22 protein-coding genes and 1 tRNA gene are annotated in these 25,108 nt (G+C 64.4%); 8 read left to right on the top strand and 15 right to left on the bottom strand.

All coding sequences use genetic code 11. From position 1 onward, the window contains the following. Positions 1-226 precede the first annotated feature (226 nt). The gene (locus O3I_RS11085) at positions 227-922 is read left to right on the top strand and encodes a nitroreductase (protein WP_014983000.1); all 696 of its coding nucleotides are present in this window, start codon (positions 227-229) and stop codon (positions 920-922) included. Here O3I_RS11085 and O3I_RS11080 read toward each other — a convergent pair. The 7 genes from O3I_RS11080 to aceE form a co-directional block, all read right to left on the bottom strand. Beyond that, positions 895-1,386, bottom strand: coding sequence for a winged helix-turn-helix transcriptional regulator (locus O3I_RS11080; protein WP_041562552.1), 492 nt, complete (start codon positions 1,384-1,386; stop codon positions 895-897). The genes O3I_RS11085 and O3I_RS11080 overlap by 28 nt on opposite strands. A gap of 491 nt (positions 1,387-1,877) precedes the next feature. Continuing rightward, the gene (locus O3I_RS11075) at positions 1,878-3,311 is read right to left on the bottom strand and encodes an acyl-CoA carboxylase subunit beta (RefSeq protein ID WP_014982998.1); all 1,434 of its coding nucleotides are present in this window, start codon (positions 3,309-3,311) and stop codon (positions 1,878-1,880) included. 126 nt (positions 3,312-3,437) lie between these two features. Further along, on the bottom strand, positions 3,438-4,688 hold the full coding sequence (locus O3I_RS11070; RefSeq protein ID WP_014982997.1) for a KasA/KasB family beta-ketoacyl-ACP synthase: 1,251 nt from the start codon (positions 4,686-4,688) through the stop codon (positions 3,438-3,440). A gap of 10 nt (positions 4,689-4,698) precedes the next feature. Beyond that, entirely contained in the window at positions 4,699-4,998 is a 300-nt protein-coding gene (gene acpM / locus O3I_RS11065) for a meromycolate extension acyl carrier protein AcpM (RefSeq protein WP_014982996.1), read from the bottom strand. Positions 4,999-5,117: 119 nt separating this feature from the next. Further along, positions 5,118-6,032, bottom strand: coding sequence for an ACP S-malonyltransferase (locus O3I_RS11060; RefSeq protein WP_041562551.1), 915 nt, complete (start codon positions 6,030-6,032; stop codon positions 5,118-5,120). 127 nt (positions 6,033-6,159) lie between these two features. After that, the gene (locus O3I_RS11055) at positions 6,160-7,494 is read right to left on the bottom strand and encodes a PucR family transcriptional regulator (protein WP_014982994.1); all 1,335 of its coding nucleotides are present in this window, start codon (positions 7,492-7,494) and stop codon (positions 6,160-6,162) included. Positions 7,495-7,505: 11 nt separating this feature from the next. Next, positions 7,506-10,415: a pyruvate dehydrogenase (acetyl-transferring), homodimeric type gene (gene aceE / locus O3I_RS11050; protein WP_041562550.1), complete on the bottom strand. Its 2,910-nt coding sequence runs from the start codon at positions 10,413-10,415 to the stop codon at positions 7,506-7,508. A gap of 346 nt (positions 10,416-10,761) precedes the next feature. On the opposite strand from aceE, the gene O3I_RS11045 reads away from it, so the two are divergent. The 5 genes from O3I_RS11045 (at position 10,762) to O3I_RS44790 (ending at position 15,202) form a co-directional block, all read left to right on the top strand. After that, positions 10,762-11,319 carry a hypothetical protein gene (locus tag O3I_RS11045; RefSeq protein ID WP_041562549.1) on the top strand — a complete coding sequence of 186 codons (558 nt, stop codon included), beginning with the start codon at positions 10,762-10,764 and terminating at the stop codon, positions 11,317-11,319. A gap of 115 nt (positions 11,320-11,434) precedes the next feature. Beyond that, the gene (locus O3I_RS11040; RefSeq protein ID WP_014982991.1) at positions 11,435-11,857 is read left to right on the top strand and encodes a DUF3052 domain-containing protein; all 423 of its coding nucleotides are present in this window, start codon (positions 11,435-11,437) and stop codon (positions 11,855-11,857) included. Positions 11,858-11,932: 75 nt separating this feature from the next. Next, positions 11,933-12,397 (top strand): peroxiredoxin, encoded by a 465-nt coding sequence (locus O3I_RS11035; protein WP_014982990.1) that lies wholly within the window; start codon positions 11,933-11,935, stop codon positions 12,395-12,397. Positions 12,398-12,483: 86 nt separating this feature from the next. Then, a tRNA-Val gene (locus O3I_RS11030) sits at positions 12,484-12,555 on the top strand. An 823-nt stretch (positions 12,556-13,378) separates the two neighbouring features. After that, positions 13,379-15,202 (top strand): NACHT domain-containing protein, encoded by a 1,824-nt coding sequence (locus O3I_RS44790; RefSeq protein WP_167829129.1) that lies wholly within the window; start codon positions 13,379-13,381, stop codon positions 15,200-15,202. Between the two features lie 451 nt (positions 15,203-15,653). Here the strand turns inward: O3I_RS44790 and O3I_RS47045 are convergent, their stop codons facing one another. The 5 genes from O3I_RS47045 to O3I_RS11000 all read right to left on the bottom strand — a co-directional run bounded on the left by O3I_RS47045 (position 15,654) and on the right by O3I_RS11000 (position 19,195). Beyond that, positions 15,654-15,884: a DUF2399 domain-containing protein gene (locus tag O3I_RS47045; protein WP_424769568.1), complete on the bottom strand. Its 231-nt coding sequence runs from the start codon at positions 15,882-15,884 to the stop codon at positions 15,654-15,656. A 186-nt stretch (positions 15,885-16,070) separates the two neighbouring features. Further along, on the bottom strand, positions 16,071-16,649 hold the full coding sequence (locus O3I_RS11015) for a TIGR02679 domain-containing protein (protein ID WP_014982986.1): 579 nt from the start codon (positions 16,647-16,649) through the stop codon (positions 16,071-16,073). 132 nt (positions 16,650-16,781) lie between these two features. Continuing rightward, positions 16,782-18,134 (bottom strand): restriction endonuclease, encoded by a 1,353-nt coding sequence (locus tag O3I_RS11010; protein WP_202804927.1) that lies wholly within the window; start codon positions 18,132-18,134, stop codon positions 16,782-16,784. A gap of 25 nt (positions 18,135-18,159) precedes the next feature. After that, positions 18,160-18,444, bottom strand: a complete 285-nt coding sequence (locus O3I_RS11005) for a hypothetical protein (protein ID WP_014982984.1) — start codon at positions 18,442-18,444, stop codon at positions 18,160-18,162. A 382-nt stretch (positions 18,445-18,826) separates the two neighbouring features. Next, complete coding sequence (locus O3I_RS11000) at positions 18,827-19,195, bottom strand: nucleotide pyrophosphohydrolase (protein ID WP_041562547.1); 369 nt, start codon at positions 19,193-19,195, stop codon at positions 18,827-18,829. A 181-nt stretch (positions 19,196-19,376) separates the two neighbouring features. Here O3I_RS11000 and O3I_RS10995 point away from each other — a divergent pair, with 181 nt between their 5' ends. Further along, positions 19,377-21,317 (top strand): DUF2075 domain-containing protein, encoded by a 1,941-nt coding sequence (locus O3I_RS10995; protein WP_141692062.1) that lies wholly within the window; start codon positions 19,377-19,379, stop codon positions 21,315-21,317. 16 nt (positions 21,318-21,333) lie between these two features. Here O3I_RS10995 and O3I_RS47040 read toward each other — a convergent pair whose 3' ends face one another. After that, positions 21,334-21,555 (bottom strand): DUF2399 domain-containing protein, encoded by a 222-nt coding sequence (locus tag O3I_RS47040; protein ID WP_081593957.1) that lies wholly within the window; start codon positions 21,553-21,555, stop codon positions 21,334-21,336. Next, positions 21,510-21,764, bottom strand: coding sequence for a DUF2399 domain-containing protein (locus O3I_RS47035; protein WP_167829127.1), 255 nt, complete (start codon positions 21,762-21,764; stop codon positions 21,510-21,512). The genes O3I_RS47040 and O3I_RS47035 overlap by 46 nt, the downstream gene beginning before the upstream one ends. A 1,366-nt stretch (positions 21,765-23,130) precedes the next feature. On the opposite strand from O3I_RS47035, the gene O3I_RS10990 reads away from it, so the two are divergent. Then, entirely contained in the window at positions 23,131-24,513 is a 1,383-nt protein-coding gene (locus O3I_RS10990; protein ID WP_014982981.1) for a carotenoid oxygenase family protein, read from the top strand. Here the strand turns inward: O3I_RS10990 and O3I_RS10985 are convergent. Beyond that, complete coding sequence (locus O3I_RS10985; protein ID WP_081593955.1) at positions 24,457-25,104, bottom strand: PadR family transcriptional regulator; 648 nt, start codon at positions 25,102-25,104, stop codon at positions 24,457-24,459. The two genes, O3I_RS10990 and O3I_RS10985, sit on opposite strands and share 57 nt — an antisense overlap. Positions 25,105-25,108: the final 4 nt, after the last annotated feature.

Raw genomic sequence — 25,108 nt, 5'->3', positions numbered from 1 at the left:
GCCCTTTTCGGGCGTCCCATTCGGCGTAATCCGAGCACTGCGCGCACAGCACCGAACACCGGGTTCCTAGGCAAGCACGAGCCTAGGGCCCGTTTCGTACGTCACGGCGGACCCCGAAGGCGCCGCCGTGACGTAGGAAACAGGCCCTAGTGGTTCCGGAGCATTCCGAGATCGCCCGGCCGATGCTAGCGTTTGGTCTCATAATGGGACCGAATGAGGAGATGGCATGACAACGGCCGAGGTGGACACCCAGGAATTCGCCACGCTGACCCGACTGCTCGACGAGCGCTGGACCTGCCGGCAGTTCCTGGCCGATCCGGTGCCGCGGGCCGTCATCGAACAGCTGCTGCGCCTGTCCCAGCGGACGGCGTCCTGGTGCAACACCCAACCGTGGCAGCTGGTGCTGACCGAGGGCGCGGGCACCGACCGTTTCCGCGCGGCACTGCTCGAGCACGTCCGAACCGCCACTCCGGAACCGGATTTCGCGTTCCCCGCACAGTACGCCGGGGTGTACCGGGATCGCAGGCGCGCGTGCGGCTTTCAGCTCTACGACAGCGTCGGGATCGCAAAAGGCGAGCACGAGAAGACCATGCGCCAGACGCTACGCAACTTCGAACTGTTCGATGCCCCGCACGTCGCGATCGTGACGACCGAGGCGGATCTCGGCGTCTACGGCGCCGTCGACTGCGGCCTGTACCTCGGCAACTTCCTGCTCGGCGCGCAGAGCCTCGGCCTCGGTGCGGCACCGCAGGCCGCGCTGGCCTCGTATGCGCCGTTCATCCGGGAGTACTTCGACATACCCGACCATCGCCGGGTGGTCGCCGGCATCTCGTTCGGTTACCCGGACACCGCGCACCCGGTCAACGGATTCCGTACCGCACGCGAGGGCATCGATCAGGTGGCGACCTGGTTCACCGATTGATCGGCGTCGAGTTCGGGCCCGAGCAGTCCGGGCCCGGGTTCGGGGGTCACGTCGCGGGCGGTGACCGCGCTGCCGCACACGTCGCACTCGAGTTTCGCGTGCACCTCACCGGTGCAGTCGCGGTGCGCGTAACGCACCGGCGGGCCGTCCGGCGCCATGTAGGTGTCGCCCCAGTCCCGGATCGCCATCAGGATCGGGTAGATATCGTGGCCCTTCTGCGTGAGCCGATATTCCTCGTGCGCGCCGACCGCGGCCTTCTGTTTCACCAGGATCTCGTGTTCGATCAGCCGATCGAGGCGATCCTGCAACCGGCTGCGGGAAATACCGAGCGCACTCTGGAACGCGTTGAACCGGCGCACCCCGGAGAAGGCGAACTTCAGGATCAGCAGCGTCCAGCGGTCGCCGAAGATCACGAGCGGACGCGTGATCGAGCACGGCACGTCGGCAAGTTCCTCATAGCGCACCTTTAGATGCTACCGACCACCCGCACACACCCTTTCCGCGTTCCAGCACCAGTTCCAACGCCTCGCACCCGCTGTGGCATGTCGGAGCGGGTGCGGGGAGACAGTACCCGTGCGAGAAACGGGTGCGGCGCGGCGCGGCGCAACACAGCGCGGCGCGACACAGCGCGGCGCGACACAGCGCGGCGCGGCGCGACACAGCGCGGCGCGACACAGCGCGGCGCGGCGCGACACAGCGCGGCGCGACACAGCACGGCGCGACACAGCACGGCGCGACACAGCGCGGCGCGACTACGGCGCGGTGCGGTACGACACGGCGCAGCGCGACACGACGCGGGGCAACACGGCGCAACACCGCGCGACACGGTGCGACACGGCGCGGCGCGACGTGGCTCGGAGGCCAGCGCGCGCGGAACCGGTACGGCGGAGGCGAAGTCCGGCCCCGTACAACGCAACTGGGCCCCGGACGTATCGGGGCCCAGTTGCGCGGTCGTTTACAGCGGGATGTTCTTCAACCTGCTCGGCCGCGACGGCGCGGCGGCCAGCGCGGCGGCGATGATGCTGCGCGTCTTGGCCGGGTCGATCACCTGGTCCACCACGCCGATCGCGACGGCGCGTTCGACGCCGCCCGCGATGCGCTCGTGCTCGGCGGTGAGCCGCTCGTGCAGCGCTTCCCGCTCGTCCTCCGGGGCGGCGGCCAGCGCCTTCTTGTGCAGGATGCCGACGGCCGCCTTGGCGCCCATCACCGCGACCTCGGAGCCGGGCCACGCGTACACGGCGGTCGCGCCCAGCGAGCGCGCGTTCATCGCGATGTAGGCGCCGCCGTAGATCTTGCGGGTCACCAGCGTGACGCGCGGGACGCGCGCCTCGGCGAACGCGTGCAGCAGCTTGGCGCCGCGGCGCACCACGCCTTCCCACTCCTGGCCGACCCCGGGCAGATAGCCGGGCACGTCGGTGACGACGATGAGCGGAATGCCGAACGAATTGCACAGCCGCACGAAACGCGCTGCCTTCTCGGCACTTTCGGAGTTGAGGCAACCACCGAGGCGGATCGGGTTGTTCGCGAGCACGCCGACGGTGCGCCCGCTCAACCGGCCGAGGCCGGTGACGATGCTGCGCGCGTAGCCGGCCTGCAACTCCTCGAACGAGCTTTCGCCGTCGACGTTGTCGAGCAGTTCGTGGATGATCGGCTTCACGTCGTAGGCGCGTTTGGGCGATTCCGGCAGCATCGCTTTGAGGTCGACGTCGCCGTGCGCGGCCGCCACCAGATCGAATTCACCCTGCTCGGCGAACATCGACACCAGCCGCCGGGCGCGATGCACCGCGTCGGCCTCGTCGTCGGCCACGATATGGGTGACGCCGGACTTCTTGCCGTGCGTCTGCGGGCCGCCGAGGGTGGCCATGTCGACCTGCTCGCCGGTCACGCTGCGCACCACGTCGGGACCGGTGACGAAGATCCGGCCCTCGGGCGCCATGATCACGATGTCGGTGAGTGCGGGGCCGTAGGCGGCGCCGCCCGCGGCGAAGCCGACCACCACGGAAATCTGCGGTACCAGGCCGGAGGCGCGCACCATGGCCTCGAAGACCAGGCCGACCGCGTGCAGGGCCTCGACGCCCTCGGCCAGCCGGGCGCCGCCGGAATGCCAGATACCGACGACGGGAACGCCGGAGTCGATGGCGGTGTCGATCGCGTCGACGATGTGCTTGCAGCCCTCCACGCCCATCGCGCCACCCATCACGGTGGCGTCGGAGCAGTAGGCCACGGTGCGCACGCCATCGACCTCGCCGATCGCGGCGAGCACGCCGGACTTGTCGCGCGGGTGCAGCGGAAGCAGCGTGCCGGGATCGAAGAAGCGCTGCAGCCGACCCAGCGGATCCCGCGGATCGGTCGATGTCGCCTGGTGCAACGCGGAAGCCATGGTTGTCATCGCGTTCTTCCCTCAACCTTCAGGAAAAGGCCGCGCAAGCGGCTGCAAAATGGCAATCCCGGCGGGATCTGGCCGTCGAAGCGGCAGATCCCGCCGGGATCGTTCGAGCAGTCTCAGTCGAAGCGGCTAGGCCCGACCGAAGGCGAGCGCGACGTTGTGCCCACCGAAACCGAAGGAGTTGTTGATCGCGTACTCGATCTCCTGCCGGCGCGCCTCGCCGTGTACCACGTCGAGATCGATGGCCGGGTCCTGGTTCTCCAGGTTCAGCGTCGGCGGGACGATGCCGTCCCGGATGCTGAGCACGGTCAGCACGGACTCGAGTGCGCCGACGGCGCCGATCGAGTGGCCCAGTGCGGATTTCGGGGCGTACACCGAAGCGTGCTTGCCGACGGCCAGGCTGATCGCGTTGGCCTCGGCGGTGTCACCGATCGGTGTCGCGGTGGCGTGCGCGTTGACGTGGGTGATGTCCTTGGCGGTCAGACCCGCGGTCTGCATCGCCCGCTTCATCGCCCGTGCCGCGCCGACGCCGTCCGGGGCGGGGGCGACCAGGTGGAAGCCGTCCGAGGTGATACCGGCACCGAGCAGGCGAGCGTGGATGGTGGCCCCACGCGCCTTGGCGTGCTCTTCGGTCTCGATGACCATCAGGGCGCCCGCCTCACCGAAGACGAAACCGTCGCGGTCCTTGTCGAACGGACGCGAGGCACCCTTCGGATCGTCGTTGCGGGTGCTCATGGCGCGCATCATGCTGAACGCCGCGATCGGCACCGAGTCGATGTAACCCTCGACACCACCGGTGACGACCATGTCCGCATCGCCCATGACGATCATCCGCCATGCGTTGGCGATGGCCTCGGAGCCTGACGAGCATGCCGAGACCGGAGTGACCACTCCTGCCCTGGCCTTCAATTCGAGGCCGACAACGGCCGAAGGACCGTTCGGCATGACCATCTGCACAGCCAACGGCGAAATCTTGCGATAGCCACCGTTCTTCAGCTTGTCCACCGAGTCGATGAGGGCGTCGCCGCCACCCAACCCGGTTCCGATGGCCACACCCAGCCGTTCCGGGTCGACCTCCGGGCTGCCCGCGTTACGCCAGACTTCGCGACCGAGCACGGTCGCGAGCTGCTCGACGTACGCCATGCGCCGGCACTCGACTCGGGTGAGCAGGGTCTCGGGCCGGACCTTCAGGTGACCGCCGATGCGGACCGGAAGGTCGTATTCCTCGACGAAGGAATCCTCGAGAACGTCGATACCGCTCTCGCCGTTGAGGAGTCCCTTCCACGTCGCATCGACGTCACCCGCGATCGACGTGGTCGCCGCCAGGCTAGTGACGACGACGTTGGGGAAATTCCCGTTCAAGGTGGAAGGAGTGGTCACAGTGTCGGCCCTACTCGGCGTCGAACTTGGCCTTGAGCTCCGCGGCCGCGTCAGCGTTCTCGGCCTCGAGCTTCTGGATGTAGGCGACCGCGTCGCCGACCGTCTTCAGGCTGGCCAGATCCTCGTCCGGGATCTTCACGCCGTACTTGTCCTCGGTCTGCACCGCAATCTCGACCATGGACAGCGAGTCGATGTCCAGGTCATCGACGAAGGACTTCTCGATCGTCACCTCGGAGGGTTCGATACCCGTCACCTCTTCGATGATCTTGCCGAGTTCCTCGACGATTTGTTCCTGGGTCAGAGCGGCCACTTCGTGGCTCCCTTCTTGTTCTTTGTAGGGCTCGTACCTGTTTTTTCGGATCGAGGCGGGCGATGGTTACGTCCGCTCGGTCACAACCGTGCATACCGATGCATGGCTGCCGGAAAAAGCTAGCCGGAGATGCTCACCCCGGCCAACGCGGGGAGGTCTTCGGGGGTCTTCAGGGCCAGTGTGCGCGTGCCCTTCAGCTCCCGCTTCGCGATACCGACAAGGGTGCCCGCCGGCGGCAACTCCGCCACCATGGAAACCTCTGCCTGCCTTACGGTTTCGGTGCACAGATCCCAACGGACGGGCCTGGTGACCTGGGCCGCGAGCTTGTTGATCGCATCACGTCCCGAGCTGACCGGCTGACCGTCGAAGTTCGACAGCAGCAGCCGCGTCGGCTCGTTCGGCACGATCTGCGATATGGCATCGGTCACAGCGTCCTGCGCCGAAGCCATGAACTCGGTGTGGAACGCACCCGCGACGGGCAGCGCGCGAATCCGCGACTTCTCCGGCGGGTTCGCGGCCAGTTCCGCCAGCGCGTCCAACCGACCCGCGGCGACGATCTGCCCGGCCGCGTTGCGGTTGGCCGGAATCAGGTCGAGTTCCGCGAGTCGTGCGAGCACGGTGGCCTCATCGCCACCGAGCACCGCGGACATGCCGGTCGGCTCCAACGCGCACGCCTTGGCCATTTCCGCTCCGCGGATGGCGGCCAGTTTCACCGCGTCGTCGGGCGAGATGACCCCGGCGACCGCGGCGGCGGCGAGTTCGCCGACCGAGTGTCCGGCGACGATGGTAGCGGCCGGAAGTGAATCCGTGGGGATTTGCGTGTACGCGAGCAACGCGGCGGCCACGACCAGTGGCTGCGTCACGGCGGTATCCGTGATTTCCTCGGCCGTCGCCGTGGTGCCGAGGCGGACCAGGTCCAGGCCTGCGGCCATGGACCAGAGAGTGAGCCGGTCATGCGCGCCAGGGAGGTCGAGCCAAGGCGCGAGCATGCCGGGAGTCTGGGACCCCTGTCCAGGGGCGAACAACGCGATCACTCCCTAAGAGAACACTGTGAGGCACCCCGCAGGAGATGTCGACGCGAATGAAGCTTGCCGCCGGGTTTTGTGGGACTCCCACAAAACGGCATGTGGGCTGTTCGGATCGAACAACCCACGATTTCCGTTACAGCCCCTCGTTGCCCAGGGCGAGATGAGTGGCCTCTGGGGTAGGTGTTGACGATTCGTTACGGGTTCGTGTCAAACGACCCACTGTGGCGGCGATTCTGAGCACATACGCGTCCCGCGGATTCATCGGATCACGACCTGTGATTTCGGCGATCCGTTTGAGGCGGTAGCGAACGGTATTTGGATGGACGTACAACTGACGGGCACAAGTCTCGACAGCGCCACCACAATCCAGATAGGCCTCGAGGGTGTCCGCCAGCGCCGATCCCGCCGCGGCCAACGGAAGGACAAGATACTCGTTCAACGCCTCGACCGCAGCTCGATCGCCGAGCAAAGCGCGTTCGGGCAGCAATTCGGTCGCATGCACCGGGCGTGGCGCACCGCGCCAGCCCACCACGGCCTCCATTCCGGCCAGCGCTTCGACCGCGCTGGCGTGCGCGGCGCCCAGCGTGCGGGTGGTCGGGCCGATCACCACCGGCCCGTCGGAGAAGACCTCGGCGAGCAGATCCGCGAGAAACGGGGATATATAGGACGACTCACCCAGGTGCCCGCTCACCACCATCACCAGGCGGGTGCCCTGCACCACGGCCAGCGCCGCGCGGCCGTGCCGGGCCGCGATCGCGTGCACCGAGCCCACCGACGACATGCCGTGCTCCGGCGGCGGTGTGCCCACCAGCACGGTCGCGGGCGCGGTGGCGTCCCAGTTCAGCGTCGCCGCCCGGGACAGCATGTCCGGGCCGGTGTCGCCGCGGACCACCGCGTCGACCACCAGCGCTTCCAGCCTGGTGTCCCACGCGCCCCGGGATTCGGCGGCACTCGCGTACACCGAGGCGGCCGCGAAACCGAGCTCACGCCCGTATCGCAGCACCGCCTCGGTCAACGCGACCAACTGCCGGTCGTTGCGCGCGAGCGCGGGCAGCCACTGTTCGAAGAACTCCATGGCCACCCGGACCATGTCCACGGTCTGGCGCAGCGTGAGCCGCCGCGCCAGATCCTGCGGGATCACCTGGAACGCGTCGAGGCTGAACCGGATATCGCTGTCCGGGTCCTGCAACCACTCCAGGAAGTTCACCACCGCGGTCTGCACCAGCATCTGGACGCCGGCGCGCTGCGCGGCGTCCAGATCGGCGAAGAACGGCAACCGATCCTGCATCGACCCGACCGCCTCGGTGGAGAGGCGTCCGGAGAACTGCTTCACCCGTTTGAGCAGCGTGTCCGGCAGCGGGTCGCGGGTTTGCCGGTTCGGGGAGAGCGCGCCCGTCGGCAGATACACCTCGTGCTCGGACGAGCCCTCGGAGATCCGGCGCGGCCGCGGCGGTTTACGGTCCACCATTCAATCGTCCGCTACTCGCCGTCCCCGTCGGAACTCGACGCGTTCTTCGGCGCGGCGTCGACATCATCGATGCGGTATTTCGCGGCCGCCTCGATCACCTTCGCCGGGTCGATCTTTCCGGCCTTGGCCAGCCCCGAGAGCGCGGCCACCACGATCGACTGCGCGTCGACGTTGAACACACGCCGCGCCGCGGCCCTGGTGTCGGAGAAGCCGAAGCCGTCGGTGCCCAGCGTGACGAACTCGCCCGGCACCCACTTGCGCACCTGGTCCGGCACCGCACGCATCCAGTCGGTCGCGGCCACGTAGGGACCCTCGGCCCGCGAGAGCGCCTCGGTGATATATGGCACACCGTGATCTTCGTCCGGGAAGCGCAGCGCGGCGATCTCCTTCTGCAACGCCTCCTTTCGGAGCTCACCCCACGAGGTGGCGGACCAGACGTCGGCCTGCACACCCCAGTCCTCGGCGAGCAGCGCCTGCGCGCGCAGACCGTCCGGCACCGTCACGCCGGAGACCAGGATCTGAGCGCGCACGTCGCCCGCTCCCCCGCGCTGGTACAGGTAGAGGCCCTTGAGCAGACCGTCGACGTCGAGTTCGGCAGGCTCGGCCGGCTGCTGGTACGGCTCGTTGTAGAGGGTGATGTAGTAGAAGACGTCCTCGCCGCCGAACCCGCCGTCGGCCTTGCGGGTATCGGTGCCGGGCACCGAATACGGAAGGGGTTCCGGTGCGCCGCCGCCGTACATCCGGCGCAGGCCGTCGCGCACGATGTGTGCGATCTCGAAGGCGAACGCCGGATCGTAGGTGACCACCGCGGGATTGGTGGAGGCGAGCAGCAGTGAGTGGCCGTCGTTGTGCTGCAGGCCCTCACCGGTCAGCGTGGTTCGCCCAGCGGTTGCTCCGAGCACGAATCCGCGCGCCAGCTGATCCGCCGCGGCCCACAGCCCGTCGCCGGTGCGCTGGAAACCGAACATCGAGTAGAAGATGTACAGCGGGATCATCGGCTCGCCGTGCGTCGCGTACGCGGTGCCCGCCGCGGTGAACGACGCGGTCGAACCGGCCTCGTTGATGCCCTCGTGCAGGATCTGCCCGACCGAGCTCTCTTTGTAGGCAAGCATCAATTCCGCGTCGACCGATGTGTACAACTGCCCGTTGCGGTTGTAGATCTTCAACGAAGGGAACCACGAGTCCATGCCGAAGGTACGGGCCTCGTCGGGGATGATCGGCACGATCCGCTTGCCGATCTCCTTGTCCCGCAACAGCTCCTTCATCAGCCGCACGAGCGCCATGGTGGTCGCCACGTTCTGCTTGCCGGAGCCCTTGCGCACCGACTTGTACGCCTCGTCACCGGGGAGTTGCAGCGGCTTTGCTGTGGTGCGACGCTCGGGCAGGTAGCCGCCGAGCGCCTTGCGGCGATCCAGCATGTACTGGATCTCCCGCGCCTCCATGCCCGGGTGATAGTACGGCGGCAGGTACGGATCTTTCTCCAATTCCGCGTCGCTGATCGGAATTCGCTGCAGATCGCGGAAGTCCTTGAGGTCCTGCAACGTCAGCTTCTTCATCTGATGCGTGGCGTTGCGGCCCTCGAAGTGCTTGCCGAGGGTGTAACCCTTGATGGTCTTGGCCAGGATCACCGTCGGCTGACCCTTGTGCGCCATCGCGGCCGCGTACGCGGCGTACACCTTGCGGTAGTCGTGGCCGCCGCGCTTGAGGTTCCAGATGTCCTGATCGGACAGATCCTGTACCAGCGCCTTGGTGCGCGGGTCGCGGCCGAAGAAGTGGTCGCGCACGTACGCGCCGTCGTTGGCCTTGTAGGTCTGGTAGTCGCCGTCGGCGGTGGTGTTCATCAGATTCACCAGTGCGCCATCGCGATCCGCGCCGAGCAGCGCGTCCCACTCGCGGCCCCAGATCACCTTGATGACGTTCCAGCCGGCGCCGCGGAAGAACGACTCCAGCTCCTGGATGATCTTGCCGTTGCCGCGCACCGGGCCGTCCAGCCGCTGCAGGTTGCAGTTGACCACGAAGGTCAGGTTGTCCAGGCCCTCCAGCGCCGCGACATGCGCGAGGCCGCGCGATTCCGGCTCGTCCATCTCACCGTCGCCGAGGAACGCCCACACGTGCTGATCAGAGGTGTCCTTGATGCCGCGGTCGTGCAGGTAGTGGTTGAACCGCGCCTGATAGATGGCGTTCATCGGGCCCAGGCCCATCGACACGGTCGGGAACTCCCAGAAGTCCGACATCAGCCGCGGGTGCGGGTACGACGGCAGGCCATGGCCGGGGCCGCCGTGGCTGTACTCCTGACGGAAGCCGTCGAGCCGGTCGGTGCCGAGCCTGCCCTCGAGGAAGGCGCGCGCGTAGATACCTGGCGAGGCGTGACCCTGAATGAAGATCGAATCGCCGCCGCCGGAGTGGTCCTTGCCGCGGAAGAAGTGGTTGAAGCCGACCTCGTACAGCGCCGCCGAGGACGCGTAGGTCGAGATGTGGCCGCCCACACCGATTCCGGGACGCTGCGCGCGATGCACCATGATCGCGGCGTTCCAGCGGATCCAGGCGCGGAAGCGCCGCTCCACCTCTTCGTCGCCGGGGAACCACGGCTCGTTCTCGGTGGGAATCGTGTTGACGTAGTCGGTGGAGGTCAAGGCGGGGATGGCGACACGCCGTTCACCGGCCCGCTCCAACAGGCGGAGCATGAGGTAACGCGCTCGGCCCGGGCCCTCCCGGTCGAGCATTTCATCGAACGACTCGAGCCATTCGCTGGTTTCCTCCGGGTCGATGTCCGGTAGGTAGGACGCCACCCCTTCGCGGATTACCCGCACCCGTCCAGCCGGAGCTGACGATCCGTTCGGATCGCGGCCTGCGGCGGGAGCGGGGGCGGCATCGGATCCAGCGGATTGCGCTGGAGCGGAAGAGTGGATCAGGTCGGTCAAATCTGCTCCTCGTACAGGGGTGGACATGCGGATGGCGTCGGTATCCCTGAGTGGCGTCGCGTGGGTCTGCGTGCCACTCGTGCTACGAAAGGTTCGGGCGCACCCTCCATCCTTCCCGATGGTGTGCCCCAGGTCATCATGTCAGCAGGAACTCCAGTACCGTGCGCTGGGCAACAGGGGCGCTGTCTCTTTGATTCACTAGCTACGCTCGCTCATGGCTGCGCCTCGCCGGCGCTCGGCTCCGCCGTGCCCGGGGGCGCTGCGTCTTCGATACGCTCGCGACGCTCACTTATGCGCCCGGGCCGCTGTAGTTTTCGACGTTGATCAGACCTGACCGGGAGGACGAGTGAGAACGCTGGACCCACGCCGATTCGGACTGATCTGCGCGACCGGGGCAGTGGCGGTCGGACTGGTCGTCGCGGGCTGCGGCAACCGGGTCCACGGTACGCCCAATCCCAACACCGCGGATCTGGCCGCCTACAAGACCGAGGCAGCCGCCTCCTCCGCCGCCGCGACCTCCTCCAAACGGGCTGCCGCGCAGACCAAGGCGATCGGCGACAACTGCGCCCAGTTCCCCACCACCACCGGCGTCGGCGTGTCCAAGTACAACGAGTTCATCGACGCGCACGACGCCAACGCCGGCGACTACGCCGCCAAACGAGAACTTGCCGCGTCCACCCTCGATGACGCCGCGAACAAAGTGGAGACCGGGATCAGCACCGCCAAGGACGCCATGCCCGACGATCTGGCTGCCAAATTCACCGACTACGTCACCGCCGCCCGCGCGCTGTCGGCCGAAACCCGCAAGATGACCTACACCGCGCCGGTCGGCCCGCTCAACGACGCGAGCAGGCGGGTCAACGACGCGCGAAACGCCGTCCGCGACGCCTGCCCGAAACGCTGAAGCGCACATCTTCTCGCGACATTCCGGGCCTTTTTCTGTCGATCGGCTTGCGCTGAGAGCCATAACCATGTTCGCTTGCAACTACCTATTGTCGGGAGTTGAGGAGGACACCACCGTGGTCGCCGCGGCGGACGCGCAGAACTACGCTCAGAAGCTTGGCATTACACACGGCATGGTTGTCCAGGAATTGGGCTGGGACGATGACGTCGACGACGACCTGCGGGCCGACGTCGAGGAGTCGATCGGCAGCGAGCTCGTCGATGAGGATTCCGACGAAGTAATCGACGTCGTGCTGCTGTGGTGGCGCGATGGCGACGGTGACCTGGTCGACGCCCTGATGGATGCGATCGGACCACTCGCCGACGAAGGCTTCGTCTGGGTACTCACGCCCAAGACCGGACATCCGGGCCATGTGGAACCGAGCGAAATCGCTGAATCCGCACCGACCGCCGGTCTGACTCAGACTTCGGCGATCAGCTTGGGAACCTGGGCGGGCAGCCGCCTGGTGCAACCGAAGGCGCCCTCGAAGCAGCGCTGACCCACCTTTCGCTATGGTGTCGCCGGGCGGTGAACGCGCCGCCCGGCGGAAAACCGACACGATGGAGGATTTGCGATGCCGCTCGAAGTTGGCACTGTCGCGCCGGATTTCACGCTCAAAGACCAGAACAACCAGGACGTCAGCCTGTCCGACTACCGCGGCAAGAAGAACGTGCTCATCGTCTTCTACCCGCTCGCCTTCACCGGCATCTGCCAAGGTGAACTGTGCAAGGTGCGCGACGAGCTGCCCAAGTTCCAGAACGACAACGCGGAGATCCTCGCGATCTCCGTCGGCCCGCCGCCCACCCACAAGATCTGGGCCGCCGAACAGGGCTACACCTTCCCCCTGCTGTCCGACTTCTGGCCGCACGGCGCCGTAGCCCAGGCCTACGACGTCTTCAACCAGAAATCCGGCTACCCCAACCGCGGCACCTTCGTCGTAGACCGCGAAGGACGCATCCGCTTCGCCGAAATGAACGCCCCCGGCGAACCGCGCGACCAGGCAGCCTGGGAGAAAGCCCTCGCCGCCCTGGACTCCTGACGCCTTCCACAAAAAGGGCCCTGACCAGTCGGCTTGGGATAACCCCCACCCCCACGCTAAATTCATAACCCGGCCGTCAAGGTCGAGGGCGTATAGCTCAGCGGTAGAGCTCTGGTTTTACACACCAGCGGTCGGGGGTTCGATCCCCTCTGCGCCCACAGATCCCATCAGATCCCCGTAGATGCCATGAGGTATCTACGGGACGTCCATGCGCGATGCAGTGCAGTCGAGCACTCGGTTGCGGGCGAGATTTCGCCCTGAGCACATCGGTGCCCGAACTCCCGAGCGTCGAAGATCTCGAAGTACCGGTTCCTCAACGGACTCAATGTTGAGTCCTGTTGCTATTCGGCCTGTGGCGACGTCCCGCGGCGGTACGACAAGGAGACGGCGCTCCCTGCCACAACTTCGTTCCGAGCGGATAGAGGAACCGACACCGAGCCCTCGGCATGCCTCCAAACCAGTCTTCGTACTCGAATGTGACCTGCGCCGCAAGGACAAGTCCGCTCGCCCGAAAGAATCGCGGATTGGAACGAGCGCGGCAATCCCCAGATTGCGGGTTCAGACGAGTGTCTTGCCGGGCGAGCTGGTCGGTGAGGTCCGGCGATGCGACGCTGACTGCCAAGGCATTCCCCATTCGGCAGCTTCAACGCCCTGGACTGCGCGATGGGGTAGTCGCCTAGCTGATCCGTAGCAGCCGCCGTATGGGACGAGGGCATCAACGGTCGAACAACGGCTCACGCATCCGGTAGTGCACCAGAGCTCATCGGAATGGCAGACTTGCAGACTGTGACGGGTGGAGGGGAGACGGCTGCGATACGGGCCGGCGTGAGCGTCGCCAGACCACTGCTCCAACAGGGCTACCGCAGAGTAATACCGGACACCTCTCCGCCCGCATTGACACTCGCCGCAAACCGTCTCGCCAGCAAGGTCAAGGCGAGGGAGACTCTCGCGCTCGGCCAGCTGCTAGGTAGTTCAGGCCGGATGATGGAGCTCAAGATCGGGACCACCAGACACACCGAAACCAGACCGATGGGTATAATTGGTCCGAGCAAACTTGGACAGTATTTTCGTCGGCTGCCAGAGCCGCAACGATTGCTCATCCTCGGCGAACAAGGCGCGGGAAAATCAGTAGCCGCAATTGAATTCGTGCTCGACCAATTGAAATACCGCAGTCGGGCCGCTAATCACGGAAGCGATGTACTCGTTCCGGTGAGGGTCAATATCTCCGGATGGGACGGTCGCCGATCCTTCTCGAACTGGCTGGCCGAGAAGCTCACAAGCGAATACCGCTTGCCGACACGTGTCGCACAGGCCCTTGTCAGAGATAACCGCATTCTTCCAGTACTCGATTGCCTCGACGAAATGGATGGCCAAGACACCGACCCGCAGCGTGCTCGCGCCGCGCTCGGTGTGCTCAGCAGGAAAGCACCTTGGAATCGCAGAGACCTCGTAATCCTGTGTCGCACAGACATATTCGACCGGATACAGCAACATGACGGCACAAACCTCCACGGCGCCGTGATAATCACGTTCCAGCCGCTCTCCGTCGCAGACATCCGCAACCACCTTCGAAAATTCCGCGAGAATTTCAAGATTGATGCAGCGCGGTGGGCCCCCGTCACCAATCAGCTCGAACACGCACCTGAATCCCCACTAGCTACCGCCCTGCGTACACCGCTAATGCTCGCGCTGGCGGCAGCGACCCTCGAACGCGAGGGTGAAACCGTCGCTGTACGGCTGGCCGCGGCCACCACCTTCACCGAAATCCAGGATATTCTTTATGCCTCGTTGACCCGTGCGAGTGTCGCCGGGACTGCTGATACCGACAATATGGAACCCCCGAACGCGCACAAAGTTCACATTTGGCTCAACGCCCTAGCCCGGCACCTCGATCATCAACGCAGCCGCGGTAATGACGGCACAACATTCACCCTCGATCAGATCTGGCGTATTGCTGGTACCTGGAGGTGTGCGCTCGTACACACCATCTTGTCCGGAATCATCGTCACTGCCGCGGTCGCGCTGGTATGTACGCTCGGGCGGACCACGAAAACTGGCGACTGGATAAGTTTGCCGCTCATCGCCACGATGCTGTTGGTGATCCTCTACCTCACCGATGGAACCAATGTTGCGCTCCCGGGGTTTGGTGGGACATCCGAGCGATTCGTCTGGCACGTCCCAGACCGCGTCCGATGGCGCAGGGGGCTCAGAAGCGCGCTCGTGGTTATCGCCGGTGGTGCAGTGCTCGTCGCCACGGTACTCGGCATCAGCTGGATACTCCTCCCCGCAACATCGATCAGCGCGATTCTGCCGTTTGGCATCGCTCTGCTCGGATTAGCGGTGTCGTTTGGCATCATCGCCGGGCTCGTAGTCGGCTTGAGCACAACACCGGACGAACGGCGTGTGGTAGGACAGGATGCACGACAGCTGATCTGGGACGGCGCGATCTCCGCCGCCGTCGCCGGTACCGTGTCGGTGCTTGTACTTGGACCTGTCGGTATGGCCGCCAGCAGGCTGCTGCGCCCGCACCCGGGCGATCTCATCGATACACTCCGCGACGGCCTATACACCGGCTTCCATACCGGATTCATTGTCTGGTTCCTCATCGGACTTACCACTCAGCGCTACATCGCCGCAGTGCTGATCTTCAGAGTCACCGGAAGCTACTCGGCCCGCCCTGCGCACATGCTCGAATGGGCACGCCGGGCAGACCTGCTCCGCACTACAGGCATCGCATATCAATTCCGCCATAACACTTACCAACAATGGCTCACCACCGCACCGCCACCAGCACCCGAAAACTGAACAAATAAGCGACCTCTTCTCCGCACACGTCTTCGTCTACCACAAATGTCCTACAGCTGTCGGAGCGTCGACACCGTTCCGTCCGATTGCAGGCCTCCAGCCATGCGGCAGCGTTGAAGACGACATGGCGCGATGCGTTGGAGGCGGACCGGGGCGATCTCGCGTGAGCGCAGGCGGATACGACAGGCTTGCCAGGACAGAACTTCGACCCCAGCGATTGCATGGCAGCGACTCAGTACGTGGGCAGCCAAGCTCGCCGTGTCCCGTGCTCGGGATTCGTCAAACGCTTGCGCATGTCGGTCCACAGTGCAGATACCCCCTGATCTACTGCGTCCGATTCCGGAGTTGTTCCCACCTCATTCCCCCGGACAGGGGGTCTTCGAGAAGCGCGTCGAGGATTCGTTCCTCGTGCAGCGCAATGCGGTGGGCATCGTGAACCTGGCGCAACGCCTCAATCGTGTCCAAAGAGGAAGCATCGGGGACATCGACGCCGAAGGCCCGCGTAGGTGCGCGTGTCGAAGCGCCAGGGCTGAGCATCGGGCGCGACGGCCAGAACCTGATCCAAGATGGTGAAGCCTGCGGAATCGATGTCGGCTCGTATCAACAGTCGGCAGGCGCACCGGGCGATTCCAGCGATCAGATCGATGGCGGCGCCGGATGCGATCCCGTCGGTACATACCAACGGCGGACACGCCGCCCCCCAGCATGTCGGCGGCCGTCTCGACAACCGTGGGGTTCTCGCAGACGTAGACCTCCGTAGCGTAGGTCGTCCACCTGCCGCGCAAGGACCGCAGCGTCAGCCACACCGGCTCGCCGACGGCGGCCGCGCACAAGCCGACCGCGGGCGCTGTACCTGCCAGCGGCAGATTCAGAACAAGTACCCGGGACGAGACGCCGTCGCAGTGCACTCCGATCGCCCCCATGCCTGACGCCAGGTCGGCCCGCTGCGCAGCGGGCGCTCCGTACCCTGCACGACCGCTGCGAGCCGCGCAACCGCCCGTCCGGCAGGTTCGCTGGGGTCGAGGCCGTGCGCATCGTGCACAATATCTGCCGCCAGCTTGCTCAGACGAACATGCTCGCCAGCAGGTGGAAGCCCTCGCCACACTGCCGCAACAATGTCGGCCAGCGCGGCCAGCGCCCCCTGGCCCGGGCGCGGCGAGGCAGAATCGACCAGCCAGGTCGCTACCGCATCCCGGTCTACTCCAGCCTCGACAAGAGTCGCAGTGACGTGCGCGCGCTCCTGCGCGGCGTCGGCTTCGGCCAGCTCGCGCAGCGTCCTGTTCTCTTCGATGGGCGCCCCGTCGATCAGCTCCACCAGCCGCCGGACCGAGAGGTCATGTTCGGCCAACCGCTCAGCAAGCATCTTCAGATTCACCGGTTTGCCGGAGATCTCCCACGGTGTGCCGAGCAACAGTCCGACCTGTCGGCGCTCCGGCAGCCATAGCATCCAGCAAACCGCCACGACGTGGCGATCGCTGTCAACTCTGGCGTATCGTCTGATTCGCTTCCTCGGGACCGATCGCACACTGGGGTCAGAATATGTTGTGTGTCTGCAACTTTCAGCGTGCAGCATCTCAACTTACCGGTCATAAGTCCGGACCTCAATCCCGTGTGCCTGCGCGCCCAGTTGGTGAATTGCGATGAGATCAGGGCGTTCAGACAGCAACGTTTCGAGACGACTGCCAGGCCAGAGCTCGATGTATGGCAACTTTCCATCTGTATTGTGTTTCTCGACAACACTGACAGCATCGGCGGTAAAGCGACCGCTGGTCGCGATGATCAATCCGCGAATCACTGGCGGTTCCCACAGCGACAACGAACCAAGCGTGGCGTTGATATCGACGGGAGACACCGATTTCGAAGTCCAATGCTTAGCCTGAACGATCACACGTTCGGTCCGCGTCGTTCCGCCATCATCACGAATGACCCGTTCACCCGACAGATCACGTCCACGATCAGGTGCTCGCGTCTTCATCAGCCATTCGACGTTCTGGTAGCTCGGAAAGCCTCTGAGCAGATCGAATAGCAGACGTTCGAACCCGTCTTCATCCACGTTGCTCCACGCCAGTCCAGTCGTAACGCCGCCGGACGGATTCGAAGACGCCGCCACGCCAAGGTCGATATCGGGGACTGGAAGCGGATCCGCCTCCGCTCGACTCGCGGCCTCGATGTCGGCTCGGACTGACGGCCAGTCCATGAGCGCAATATCATGCCAGTCCTGGCCCTGCCCCCAGCCAAGGTGGCGATGCAGCTCACTCCACCGTCCACGACGATCTATGGTGCCACCGAGTAGACGCTCAATCTCACTGATAGCCCCCACGATGGTCGCGGTCCTCGGATCTTCAAGCACCTCACGGGAATCTCGCGGCACACCAACGAGCAGTTGAGGAAGCGTACCGTTGACCACCGAGGTGATCTCCTCAAGCCGTTGACGGATTGCACGCCGCCGTGCATACCCGAGGCGGAACCGATATTCATCGAGTTGGCGGCCAGGTTCCTCAAGATCGTTCATGAGCCCGAACGCCGGCTCCTCCCCAATTTCCATGTAGTCGATGAACGCTTGTCCTGCCTGGTCGATATCCGGGAGCCCCTCTGTCACAGTCCATCCGTCTATAGGCGGCAGACCAGGCAGTAGGGAATTCCAGGTACGCGCCAAGTCGTCATACTCGGGCGTCGAACCACGACTGGGGCCAGAGGGGATCATCGCCTCGGCTCGTTCCCACACCGCAGAAAGCTTGGCGAGGTTCGCTGCGGCACGATCCATCACTTCAAGCAGCTCATCAAGATTCACTAACCAAGGATTCCACCGATCGATGACTCCAGCAATCAGCCAAACCAGCGGTCTTGGCGAGATCAGTCTCGCATTGAACTGGCTGGTTGCCGCATGGTTGCTTCGGCGAAGAACCTCGACGGTGTTCCGACGTGTCGCCACGCAGACACATCGGTGCTACCGAGCACTATTGCGTGGTCGTCCTGCAGACCGAATGAGAGCGCCGCGCTTCCTTTAGGGCGCGGTTGATGCTGCTGGCCGAGAACCCGGTCAACTCGCTACAGGCGGTCAGAGAGTTGCCGTCGCGGTAGAGCTGTTCGGCACGGTCGATGTCGCCTTCGGTCAGGGACTGATAGCGCCGCGGAACATCACGCTTGGTCAGCAGTTCCAGAATCGCGCTCTTGGACACTCTGTAACGTCTGGCGAGTTCCGCCGCCGAGGCACCGTCGCGGTAGGCCCGAATCAGCTCCACCCGGCGGGCTTCGCCCCCGGACCCTCCTGGGTACGCCAGACCCGAGGCCACGCCCCCCGACCCCCTCCTCGGTGCGCCAGACCCCAAGCCACACCCTCGGACCGCCTCCCAAGTACTCCACTCCTAAAGCCACCCCTCCGGATCTCCTTTCCGAGCGCCGGCCTCGAGGTTGCGCTCTTGATCCCCTCCCTGGGCTCGCCGACTTCAGAGCTGTCTCCCCCGACTCTCAACTCAGGCTCCGTCTCTCAATGGCGAACTCAACGACACGGAGACAACTCAGTTCAGGTTCGGCAGCCGGAACTGCGCGGTACTAACGCCCGCCGATCGCTGGGCCGGCACGTGGCCACCACACTGACGATGCCGTTCGCTCCTCCAAACACAACTAGTCGCAGGCGTTGCGGTGGAGATCCGAGCTCTTCACTGCCCGACCGCGGACGATGTCACTCGGATAGCGCTGAGCGTTCTTGCGCACCTTGGCTTCCGCTACTGCGAGAAGATCTATCCGCAGGACGTCTGCGAGTTGCAGGAGGTAGATGAATACATCGGCAACTTCGTCCTCAACCTGTGTCCGCCGCGTCGGGTCGTCCAGTATGGCTGAGCTCTCCTCGGCAGTTAGCCACTGGAAGAGCTCGGAGAGCTCACCGACCTCACCAGTTAGCGCCATCACGAGGTTCTTCGGCGTGTGGAACCGTTCCCACTGTCGTTCTGCAGCGAAGTCCGCAAGCAGGGCCTGAAGTCGGTCGATCGTCATACCAAGGTTGTAGCAGGCGGACACAGCACCCAGCACCGTGCGTTGCAGGAGAATCCGGCGACACGGCGGTAATCAAGCGGGTTTACAACAGTCACCACGCTATGGTCCCTTGGTCAGATCACGCCGTGCATTTAGGCAGATGGCTTCTACTGCAACTGGTTTCGTGTAGTTCGGAGGAAATGTGACGCGCAGATTGTTCAGGGCAACGGCCCGCGAGGTGTGCACTTCGTCTGCCGAGAAGATACTGTCGTCGCTGATTGCTGAACAGCTGAATCGGAAGCCGAGTCGATCGGCAGAACAGCGGGCGTGGGAGATGAGCCTGCCCAAGCTCGCCGATGTACTGGTCGATGCGGGTCTCGCCATGGTCGACATGCTTGTCGAATACCCACTGCCGCAATCAACTCGCCGAGCCGACGTGGTGCTCGCAGGGATCCATCCGGTGACCGGCAAGCCCAACTACGTCGTCGTCGAGCTGAAGCAATGGAGCGAAGCACAGCTCACCTGGAGTAGCGATCGAATCGTGCAAGTACATCGCATGCCTGGAGAACACCTCCACCCAGTCGACCAGGTGCGAGGGTACTGCAATTATCTACGGCAGTATGTAGAACTACTTCACAACGATCCCGAAGCCTTGCACGGAGTCGCGTATCTGCACAATGCAACTCGAAGATCGGTGAGCACGCTGCTGACACGGCGGCAAGACGACTTGGGACGACTTTTCACTGGCGACCGGCATGATGAGTTCAGTGAGTACCTAACTAGCCAGTTCGCTCCCGAGCCCGCTCCGTTCGCCGCGGATCGCCTACTCGCTAGTGAAATTCGACCGAGGCGGGCATTTCTCGATTTCGCATTCGACGAGCTCCGCACAGCGACCGAGTACTCACTGTTGGACAATCAGAAGCTTGCGTTCGAGGCCGTACGGAACCAGGTCAGGTTGGCACACGAGACGGATCAAAAGTGCGTCATACTAGTCACTGGCGGCCCTGGCAGCGGGAAGAGCATGGTGGCCGTTTCGCTGCTGGCCGAGCTCTACCGCGAAGGTCTCCGAGTGCAATACGCGACTGGCTCAGTTGCCATCACTGAGACGATGCGTCGGTTTCCGGCAAAGCGTTCCGCAGAGCTGAAGGGATTGTTCAAGTACTATCGAGACCTTGCCGACGTCGGCAAAAACCAGCTCGATGTCTTGATCTGCGACGAGGCACATCGTATTCGGAAGACGTCTACGAATCGGTGGAAGAAGCGGGAATCCAGGACGGACCGTCCCCAACTCGATGAGCTGATGTCGGTCGCGCGGGTACCGGTATTTCTTCTGGATGAGAACCAAGTAGTCCGCCCCGACGAGGTCGGCACACCTGAGGCGATCAGGGCCCATGCGGCTCGAAAAGGCTATCCCGTACATCACATTCAGCTCGATGGCCAGTTCCGCTGCGGGGGTAGCGCCGAGTACGACGAATGGGTGTTGCAGTTGGTCGGCCTAAGGAACTCTAGACCGACGGAGTGGAAGGGGGACGACTTCGAGGTGCACGTCGCCAGCTCGCCGCAAGAAATGGAAGACTTTCTTCGGGTGAAAAACGACAGCGGTCTTACCGCGCGCATCGCGGCCGGCTTCTGCTGGCCGTGGAGCGACCCCGAGCCTGACGGAACGCTCGTCCACGATGTTGTCATCGGCGGCTGGTCGAAGCCGTGGAACAAGAAGAACGACCTCCTTACTGGCATCGCGCCACCCGCCAAGCTTTGGGCTACCGATCCACGCGGCTACGAACAGGTCGGCTGTGTCTTCACCGCGCAGGGGTTCGAATACGACTGGGCCGGGGTTATCCTCGGACCAGACATTGCATTCAACGGCCAACGTTTGGGTGTGCGTAGAGAATTCCACGAGGACAAGAAGCTCAAGCTCACCCCGAGCAACCCAGTCTTCGACGAGGAGTTCGAACGTCTCGTACGCAATGCTTACAAGGTGTTGCTGACACGAGGGATGCAGGGCGTAGTCATCTATGCGACCGATCCGGCGACACAAGAGTTCATCACTGGTCTCGTGGGTTCCCGCGGCACAATCCCCAAGGGCGACTCCTTCCAGTCGACAGCCCTTACATCCTTGCCAACCGCAAGACCAAGCGCCTAGCTGGTCTGATCAATTTCTACGCGCGCAAGCAGGCAAGCAGACGCGAAGCACTACATACGGCACAACGTTCACGCGGTATGCCGAGGTCGTCCGATAGGACCTCAAGCAGTGATTCTTCGTGGACTGCCAGGCATATCTGAGCCATTGCGTCCTGCAGCTGCTCGTCCCACGGTGTCGGAACGGCGGGTCCGGCTAAGGGAGGTTGACAGATGTCGCGGGAAGCTGCGGCCCAGGTAATCGTCGGCGCTCATTCGCCACGGCTCGTCCCCTAGGCCGTACAGGCGGGGTGGCGACGACGGTTCCTGGCCAGTCGAAGTCCCCGGGGTTGCGGATCTGCACGCGTCCGGCGAGCAGGATCCCCGCCGTCGATGGGCTGCCGCTGAAGCACACCAGCGGCGCAGTGGTGCCGGTTTCCGCGGCCGCTGCAAGACCTGTAGATTCTCGCAAGCAGCGACAATCGTCGCTGGATCTGCCAAAGGCACTGTAACGGAGGCCAATTCAGCGACGGTGAGATGCATGATCAGGCAGCCCCTAGTCGGTGGGGCTCGACCTCTCCGCGCTTAGACACCGCGCCGGTCAACCGAACATAGGAGTACCGAACGAACCGCACGAATTTATCGCAACTTTCTACGCGACCACAACACGTCGGACTAAGCTCACCCGCCACAATGCAACATCAACTTTGGGGGATGATGGCGAGAGACGGACAGTTCGATCAGTCGAAACCCAATGATTTCCAACATGATTCGGTTAATCCAGCGTGTCTTCCAGTAGATTTTCCGAGACGTCGCCACACGGGCCAGCTCCGCGCCGATCGCGTCGAAATCGTCGAGCTTGATACTGGTCGGGTTATCGACCGCAAAGACAACTGCCGCAGCTATTAGGGCGCGAACTATGGCTGTGCAGCGAGCCACTCCTGGCAGCTCTGATGCCGAAACTGATAGGCGGCACCGGTAACTCGCAGTAGACCCGGCCGGTCGCCCAGTCCAGAAAAGGGCCTGAAGACGACGTGAAATCAGATCCAACCGTGAACAACAATCTCGCACATCCGTGTCGGATGCTCGCCTTGGCCCGTGCCAAGAAGATCAACACGCCGAAGGCGATACCCAGTGGAGTCCCAGCCAAAGCCATCAGGATCGCCATCAAAGGGCTCGGCGCCAGCAACGGCAGCGAGAGTTTGCCTTCACTAGCGGCTTTGGCGAACGCCAGGATGGTGATGATCGAAGCAGCACGAGCCACGCGGTCACACCGACATAGACGGCGGCCAGCACATCGTCACGAATGATCCGTCTCTCGTCGGACCGTGGTTGCCGGTGGCGGGTGAGGCCGATGCCGAAGATCAGCACCAGTGCAGTGAGGGCACCGCGCCGCGTTTGGTCAGCAAGGCAAGGATCGCGCTCTTGGACACCGCAACAGCACCGCCGGGTCATGGCCTAGCCACTTCGCCCCGCCGACACAGCCGCACCGGAGTCCAGCAGGATGGTGGCGGCAGTGTGCCGGATGTCGTATAAGCGGATCACCGGCTGCCCCGGCCGCCTTGCCTGGCGCTGGAACTCATCGGTCTATTACTTCGGCCGAATCGGCGACCCGCCCTCGTGGACGGAGACCCAATGAGCACGGAAGCCTGCAGGTCGACGCCACCGTTCTGCTCGCCCGTTGGACCCACCCCGCGCGCCTCAGCCCTTGATGGGGAAACCACCCATACCGCATCAGCTTTCGTGCGAAAAGCACGATCACCTCTTGCCGAATAGTCAAATCCATGCCTACTATTCGATATAAATACTCAACTTCTTTAGTAGTAGGAGAGTGGACTATGACAACGCTCGACACCCCTCGCTACTTGTCCGGCATCCTCGAGCCCGTGGCCATCGAGACCGAAAGCCGGAACCTGGAGGTCACCGGGGCCCTGCCGCCAGAACTGTGCGGCCGCTACCTGCGCAACGGCCCGAACCCCGCACCTGGCGCCGATCCCGGCCATTTGTGGGCCGGCCCCGGCATGCTGCACGGCATCCGGATCCGCGGTGGCCGCGCCGAGTGGTACCGCAACCGGTGGATCCGCACCACACCGCCGACCGACGGCTACGACTTGTTCGACTCCGCCCGGGATCTGTCGGTCGGCACGGCAAACACGCATGTCGTGCCGTATGCCGGGCGAATACTCGCACTTCAGGAGGGCATGCTTCCCTACGAGGTCGACACCGAACTCGATACCGTCGGCCCGTACGACTTCGGCGGTCGGCTGGCCACCGGGATGACCGCGCACCCGAAAGTGGACCCGGGCACCGGCGAACTGCACTTCTTCGACGCGTACCGCCCTACACCGCCACACCTGATCTATCACGTGGCCTCCCCCGACGGCGAGCTGTTGCGTAGCGTGCCGATCGAGGTCCCGGCCGTGACGTTGATGCACGATTTCGCGATCACACAGAACTATGTGATCTGGTTCGATCTGCCGGTGGTCGGCGATCCGGATCAGGTCGGACGCAATCCGTTGCCGATGCACTGGAGCGAGACCCACGAGCCGCGCATCGGGGTCATGCCCAAGCACGGTGCCAGTGCCGACATCGTCTGGATCACCGTCGACCCGTGCTGGATCATCCACACCGCGAACGCGCGGGAAGACGACAACGGTCGAATCGTGTTGGAAGGCAACCGCGTTGTACCGCAGGGTTGGGACGTCAGCTGGGCTCGGCTCGGCGGCTACGTCCAGCATGTTCCGGGCAATCTGGATGACCGCAACCCGCTGCCCGAGGCGTTCCTGCATCGCTGGACCCTCGATCCCGCGACCAGGACCGTGCGCGAAGATCAACTCGACGATCGCGCGGTCGAGTTCCCGACTATCAACGCAGACCGCACCGGTCGCGCGAGTCGTGACGTCTACGCGGTGGGCTACCCGCGCCAAAACGGCCCCGACGGCTACGAACTCGTCAAATACGACACCGTGGCAGGCACCAGCAGCTCCCACCGGTTCGGCACCACGCAGGTGCCCGGTGAAGCCGACTTCGTCGCTGCCCCAAGCGCACACGGCGAAGACGAGGGCTGGCTGGTCTCGCTCGTCACCGGAATCGGCACTGCCCCATCGCAACTGGTGGTGCTCGACGCCACCGATTTCTCGGGCCCGCCGGTCGCCCGGATCACGCTACCCACCCGGGTGCCCTACGGATTCCACGCCAGCTGGATCCCCGACGAGCCGTGACAACGCCACCGGATCAGACCGCACGGGCACCGGCTCACCCGCCGCCCGGGCGCGCAAAACAGCAGCGGCCCAACGGAACCACGCGTGATTCTCCGCCTCGAAGCCGCGCCCTCTGATCGCGGTGAGATACCGGCCGGGATGCGCGGATGTACTCAAATGGGTCTGCTCGTCGTCGTCACCCAGCAGGTCGGCCAAAATGGCGTCCAGCACCACCATTTTGGCCCGGGAACGTTCGGCCCGCTCCTCGAGTTCGGCGGCCAGCACCTCGGCCTCCGCGAACTCCGACGCATACACCTTGACGACCAGATCTTCCCGGATCGCACCCGGTTTCGACGACACGGCGACAAACGCGGACAGCTCGTCCCGACCGCTGCCGGTCACCGTGAACACCCGCTTGGTCTGCCGCCCGCGCCCGATCACGTCCCGGCCGCTGATCAATCCCGACTCCTCCAGCTTGGTCAGCTCCGCATAGACCTGCTGCGGCGTCGCGTGCCAGAAATTCGTCACGCCGACTTCGAAAGCTTTCGACAGCTCATACCCCGACGAATCGCCCCGTGAAAGCACCGCCAGCACAGCGTGTTTGAGCGCCATTCAC

This window comes from Nocardia brasiliensis ATCC 700358 (genome assembly GCF_000250675.2).
Lineage (GTDB): Bacteria > Actinomycetota > Actinomycetes > Mycobacteriales > Mycobacteriaceae > Nocardia > Nocardia brasiliensis_B.
The sequence above is the reverse complement of the archived record's forward strand: the minus strand, read 5'-3'. Positions and strand labels throughout refer to the sequence as shown.

What these genes read in the sequence shown, in the direction of transcription:
- O3I_RS11085 (WP_014983000.1), top strand. Translation starts at nt 227, where the DNA reads ATGACAACGGCCGAGGTGGACACCCAGGAATTCGCCACGCTGACCCGA.
- O3I_RS11015 (WP_014982986.1), bottom strand. Translation starts at nt 16,649, where the DNA reads ATGCTATGGCTGCCGGAGCGCCGACAGGTCGGACTGTTGCTCGGCACA.
- O3I_RS11075 (WP_014982998.1), bottom strand. Translation starts at nt 3,311, where the DNA reads ATGACAACCATGGCTTCCGCGTTGCACCAGGCGACATCGACCGATCCG.
- O3I_RS11035 (WP_014982990.1), top strand. Translation starts at nt 11,933, where the DNA reads ATGCCGCTCGAAGTTGGCACTGTCGCGCCGGATTTCACGCTCAAAGAC.
- O3I_RS44790 (WP_167829129.1), top strand. Translation starts at nt 13,379, where the DNA reads ATGATGGAGCTCAAGATCGGGACCACCAGACACACCGAAACCAGACCG.
- O3I_RS11055 (WP_014982994.1), bottom strand. Translation starts at nt 7,494, where the DNA reads ATGGTGGACCGTAAACCGCCGCGGCCGCGCCGGATCTCCGAGGGCTCG.
- O3I_RS11000 (WP_041562547.1), bottom strand. Translation starts at nt 19,195, where the DNA reads ATGACGATCGACCGACTTCAGGCCCTGCTTGCGGACTTCGCTGCAGAA.
- O3I_RS10985 (WP_081593955.1), bottom strand. Translation starts at nt 25,104, where the DNA reads ATGGCGCTCAAACACGCTGTGCTGGCGGTGCTTTCACGGGGCGATTCG.
- O3I_RS10990 (WP_014982981.1), top strand. Translation starts at nt 23,131, where the DNA reads ATGACAACGCTCGACACCCCTCGCTACTTGTCCGGCATCCTCGAGCCC.